Origin of the sequence: Meridianimarinicoccus marinus (genome assembly GCF_040689105.1) — a bacterium.
Taxonomy (GTDB): domain Bacteria; phylum Pseudomonadota; class Alphaproteobacteria; order Rhodobacterales; family Rhodobacteraceae; genus Meridianimarinicoccus; species Meridianimarinicoccus marinus.
Genome location: NZ_JBFBVU010000066.1, coordinates 1 through 4,629, shown reverse-complemented (window position 1 = coordinate 4,629; position 4,629 = coordinate 1). Strand labels below are relative to the sequence as shown.

3 protein-coding genes and 4 pseudogenes are annotated in these 4,629 nt (G+C 62.5%); 2 read left to right on the top strand and 5 right to left on the bottom strand.

What is annotated here, in order from left to right:
• Positions 1-98 precede the first annotated feature (98 nt).
• Positions 99-704 (top strand): 3-isopropylmalate dehydratase small subunit, encoded by a 606-nt coding sequence (leuD, locus tag AB0T83_RS20085; RefSeq protein ID WP_366194972.1) that lies wholly within the window; start codon positions 99-101, stop codon positions 702-704.
• Between the two features lie 212 nt (positions 705-916).
• Here leuD and AB0T83_RS20080 read toward each other — a convergent pair.
• From AB0T83_RS20080 to AB0T83_RS20070, 3 genes and pseudogenes are all read right to left on the bottom strand, one after another.
• Positions 917-1,322, bottom strand: a pseudogene (locus AB0T83_RS20080) (hypothetical protein); the annotation flags it as partial.
• 12 nt (positions 1,323-1,334) lie between these two features.
• Positions 1,335-2,129 (bottom strand): annotated as a pseudogene (locus tag AB0T83_RS20075) (transposase).
• Positions 2,099-2,326 carry a transposase gene (locus tag AB0T83_RS20070; protein WP_366194971.1) on the bottom strand — a complete coding sequence of 76 codons (228 nt, stop codon included), beginning with the start codon at positions 2,324-2,326 and terminating at the stop codon, positions 2,099-2,101. Before AB0T83_RS20070 ends, AB0T83_RS20075 begins: the two are co-directional and overlap by 31 nt.
• 67 nt (positions 2,327-2,393) lie before the next feature.
• On the opposite strand from AB0T83_RS20070, the pseudogene AB0T83_RS20065 reads away from it, so the two are divergent.
• A pseudogene (locus tag AB0T83_RS20065) lies at positions 2,394-3,029 on the top strand (transposase); the annotation flags it as partial.
• 68 nt (positions 3,030-3,097) lie between these two features.
• On the opposite strand, the pseudogene AB0T83_RS20060 reads toward AB0T83_RS20065, so the two are convergent.
• Together AB0T83_RS20060 and AB0T83_RS20055 are read right to left on the bottom strand one after the other, a co-directional pair.
• Positions 3,098-3,334: pseudogene (locus AB0T83_RS20060) on the bottom strand (IS110 family transposase); the annotation flags it as partial.
• Positions 3,335-3,567: 233 nt separating this feature from the next.
• A partial coding sequence (locus AB0T83_RS20055) for a hypothetical protein (protein WP_366194970.1) occupies positions 3,568-4,629 on the bottom strand: 1,062 nt, incomplete at its 5' end.

Below are 4,629 nucleotides of genomic sequence, written 5' to 3'. Positions count from 1 at the left end.
GGGGCGGACGCACCCACCTGCTCAGCCCCGCCATGGCCGCCGCCGCCGCCGTCACAGGCAAGCTGACTGACGTGCGCTACATTTAGGACCTGCAAGATATGGAAAAATTCACCAATTTGACGGGCATTGCCGCGCCCCTGCCCATGATCAATGTCGACACCGACATGATCCTGCCCAAGAACTACATGAAGACGATTTCACGCAAAGGTCTGGGGGCCGCGCTGTTCGCGGACCTTCGTTACGATGCGCGCGGCGCGGAAAACCGAGATTTTGTTCTCAACAACGTGCCTTATGGCGACGCGAGAATACTGGTGTCAGGGGCGAATTTCGGATGTGGCTCCAGCAGGGAACACGCGCCCTGGGCGCTGCTGGATTTCGGCATTCGTTGCATTATCGCGCCCAGCTTTGCCGACATCTTTTTGGGAAACTGTTTCAAGAACGGTATTCTGCCGATTGCCCTTCCGCAGGGTGACGTCGATGTGCTGATGGCAGATGCGCGAAATGCGGACACTGCCGTTCTCACGGTTGATCTGCTGGCCGGGACAATTGTCCGGTTCAACGGCGAACGGATCGGCTTTGAAATCGATCGGTTTCGTCGGCAATGTCTCCTGGATGGCGTGGATGAAATTGCCATGACCCTGAATAACGCCGAAGCGGTCAGCAAGTTCGAAACGCAGGCAAAGGAGTTGCGGCCATGGGTCTAGTGGTCCGCTGAAATTGTCGCGGCGCTGGCAGGTTGTCCCGATATGGGGATCGCAAGCCGTGTTGGTTGGGGGCAGTCCCGACGTCTGGCGGCTGCATCCGGGGCCCGTTTCAGGCTTCTTTCTGTCAGCAGCCAGGGCCGTAAGGGGTGGTTGTTGGCAGCCATCGCCCGGATGAAGCGGGAACGCACCCTTCCGCCGTCGCGATCGGCGGTCTGTGCCATGCCACCGCCGGATTTCGCCCAACCGAAGGCTTCTTGGATAAGCTTGCGGTGTTTCCGGGAAAGGGCATGGCCTTCGTGCAGGGTGGAGCAGCCGTCGCTTGCCGAATACGGCGAATTCCGAGCGACATGCGGGGTTACACAATCTTGGCGCAGATCGCCGACGAACCCGGCGGCGTCAAATCCGTCGCAAGCGGCATTCGGCACGGCAATCGACCAAGGCGTAATTGTTCGACAACAGCGGTGCGACCACGTGGTGCGCCAGGATCGCCGCCATCACCTTGCGCGACATCTCGGTGGTCAGCAGCCGGTCGTAGTTCCTGGTCAATACGGTCGAGTCCAAGACCGGATCGTCAATGCCCGGATCAACGAACCAGCGCAACAGCAGGGTATACTGCATCTATTCCATCAACTACAGCCCGGCCCGGACCGCGAACAGGATTTGACGCCGGCCCGCCCGGATTAACGATAGTGTCCCGGGAAATGGTGTGACTTTTGCTCTTCGGCCGTGGCTTGGCCGCAGTTGCAGGGCGGCGATTTTCGCCGGGTCCTTGGCGGCAGTGTCGCAAATGGTGGCGAAGGCCACGCCCATCATGTCGCGCCGCGTGATGGCCCATTCATCATTCCGCTCAAGCATCAGAGCGCCGACCAGGCGCGTCACCGCGGCGGCGTTGGGGAAGATGCCGACGACATTGGTCCGGTGCGCCATCGTCTTGTTCAAGCGCTCCAGCGGGTTCGTCGTGTGTATCTTCGCCCAGTGTTCCCTGGGGAAGCGCTTGGAGGCCAGGACATCCTCTTCGGCGCGGCGCGTCAGTTCAGCGAGCCTTGGACGACGCGGCGCGAACGCGTCGATCAGCCTGGCTCAGTGGTCTTTCGATGCCGCACGCGTGTCCTGGTCGAAGGCGGTTCGAAGCGCGGCGGTGATGATCGGGCGGTCCTTCTTGTCGACGCAGGCGAGCCCATTGCGCATGAAATGCACGCGACAGCGCTGGACGGTCGCGCCGAGCACCATGGCGGCTGCGGCCTTCAGGCCCTTGTGGTCGTCGGCGACGACGAGGCGAGTCCCCGCGCAGGAATCCTTCCCGGCAGACCTCCGCCTCGCTGGGCTGGACGGCGCTGCCCAGAACCTCGCGGCCCCGTCCAGGTTGACCGCCACGGTCCCTATGGCGGCGACGCTCACGTTCCGGCCGGAGCGGCGGACCGTGATGCAGGTGGCGTCGCGCCAGAGGCAAGGCCATTCCCCTTCCAGCGGGCCAGGGACGCCTCGGCCCGTTCATCGATCTCGCCGCAGAGCCGTGAGACCTGGCGCTTCGACACGCCGGGGATGCCCATCATCTTGACCGGATCGTCCACCGAGCGCGTCGAGAGACCCTGAACATAGGCCTCCTTTATGACCACCGTCATCGTTCGGCGGGGCACTTGATTCACAGGACCAGTTGCCCTTCCGCCGCACTCTCCGCCGCCCGGCGCGGTGGCCCGGAACCCAAGAACGTCGCTGCCCTTGCGCAGCTTCGGGATTCTGACATCGACCGTCCCGGCGCGGGTCTTCCGCCGCCAGTTGCGGCGGTCGCAGGTCTTGGTGTTCCTTACCCGGCTGGACCCGTGCCTCACAGGCATGGAAGCCTGCGCGGCGGCCCATCATCGGGCGCGGGAACTGACCGCCCTTGGCCATGAAGTCCGTCTCATGCCCGCTGCCTATGTGAAGCCATATGTGAAGAGGGGTAATACTGATGCCGCTGATGCCGAGGCCATTTGCGACGCGGTGACTCATCCGACAATGCGCTTCGTGCCAGTGAAGTCGGCAGTGCGGCAGGCGGCCCTGCTCGATCACAAGGCAAGGGACTTCCTGGTCCGGCAGAGGACGCAAATCGTAAACGCTATCCGTGCGCACCTGGGTGAGTTCGGGATCGTCGTGCCAAAGGGAATCCAAAATGTTGATCGCCTTCTCGACGCGGCCCGCGATGTGCACTCTACGACCCGTCCGGCACTGGACATGCTGGCCGGCCGACTGCGCGACACACAGGCTCGGATCGAGGATGTCACCGCCCGGATCGGAGCGATGCAAGCCGAAGACGCGCTGCCGCGCCGACTGGCGACAGTGCCCAGAGTGGGCACGATCTCGTCCAGCGCATTCACGGCTTTGGTGCGTGGCTTCACCAGCTGCTCGCGCGTCCGGAACGCGACCGCCCGGGCCTGCTGTTCGGCCGTCTCCGGGTCAACAAAGCGCATGGTCGGCTGTGTTGCCGCCTCCGCAATGGCCTCGGCGTCCGCCGCGTCATTCTTCCGGCGCTTCAGGAACGGCTTGACGTAGTGCGGCGCAATGAGGCGGACCCGGTGCCCGTGACCGGTCAGTTCCCGCGCCCAATGATGGGTTCTTGGACGGGCGGAAATTCTGACGACGACCGAGGGCACGTTGGTTAGCACATCAGAAGAGCAAAAACTCTGACATCGGCCAAGCGCGCGTTGGGGAGCACATCATAAGCCGCTGTACTTGCGCCCGAATGTCCGGTCGGAAGGGGGGCCTGTTTACTCAACACCCGAACCGGCGTCCTGGCATTCGGGTTCCATTCCGCAGATCCGCTGACCCTTTCCCTATATGGCGTCACCCGCGGCCACCATTGTTTCGGTGGCCGGGGATGTGGTGTTCAGGCGAAAATGAACCCGTCCGCATCGCTGTCGATATTGAGAGTGAAGGAGTCTTCTACGAAATCCAGGTCTCCACCCGACGCCCGCACCGTGTAGTCGATACTGAAGTCAGGAATGCTGGCCTGTTCGTAAAGCGACACCTCCTTGATCCGGACGCCGGTGTTCGGCCCGTCGAAGTTGATGAACACGAAGACCTCGTCGAAGTCTTCGCCGGCATCAAGGGCATCCGTCTCCACATCGAACGGTTCGCCTGAAAGGAAGTCGATCAGGAGTTGCGAATTGCCCTTCGGCAAGTTCTCGTCAAGATAGGCGACATCCGCGATCAGGCTGCCGTCGTCGTAGGCCACGAACCGTATGTCAAAAGTATTGGCCGCTCCGGTGGCGCCCTCGAACAACAGCTGGATTCCACTGACGTCATCCGAGAACGATATTCTCAGCTGTTCGCCCGGGTCCATCTGGTTGTCCTTCAGGCCGATCCCCGGCGTGCTGATGTTCACATCGTCATCCGGACCGCCGTCTGGCGCTGGTGGCGGCGGCTGGTTGCCGGCCGCATATTCGACCTGTGCATCCCCATTGAAGTTGTTGGACAGGAAACCGTCGAAGGTGACGATCGTACCGGACGGGGCTGGCACCACCTCCGTTTCGCTCGGCCCGCCGGCGTCGACCGAGGATATGCCAAGAGCGTTCAGCACCACCGGCGCGCTCTGAAGCACTTCGAAGGTATAGCCGCCAGGAGCATTGTCATCGAGCGTGATCCTGAACAGATCGCCGTAGATTGCCGACGAATAGGTTATCACCGTATCGCCCACCGAGAGCGTTTCGGTGATGGTGCCAAGCACCGTATCGTCGGGCAGCTGCTCGGTGTAACCGACGAAGGTGAACGTCCCCGCGCTGTCGTTGCCGTAATCGAGGAAGCCTGCGTCGCTGGTGGTATCGCCGTTGACAAAATCCACGGTTCCGTCAGCGATGGCCGGCGAGATCACCGGCCCGTCGTCGCGGAAGCCGAAGGAGGTCGAGATGTCGACCGGCAGCGCGTCGGTGTCGCCGTCGCCATCCTCGGC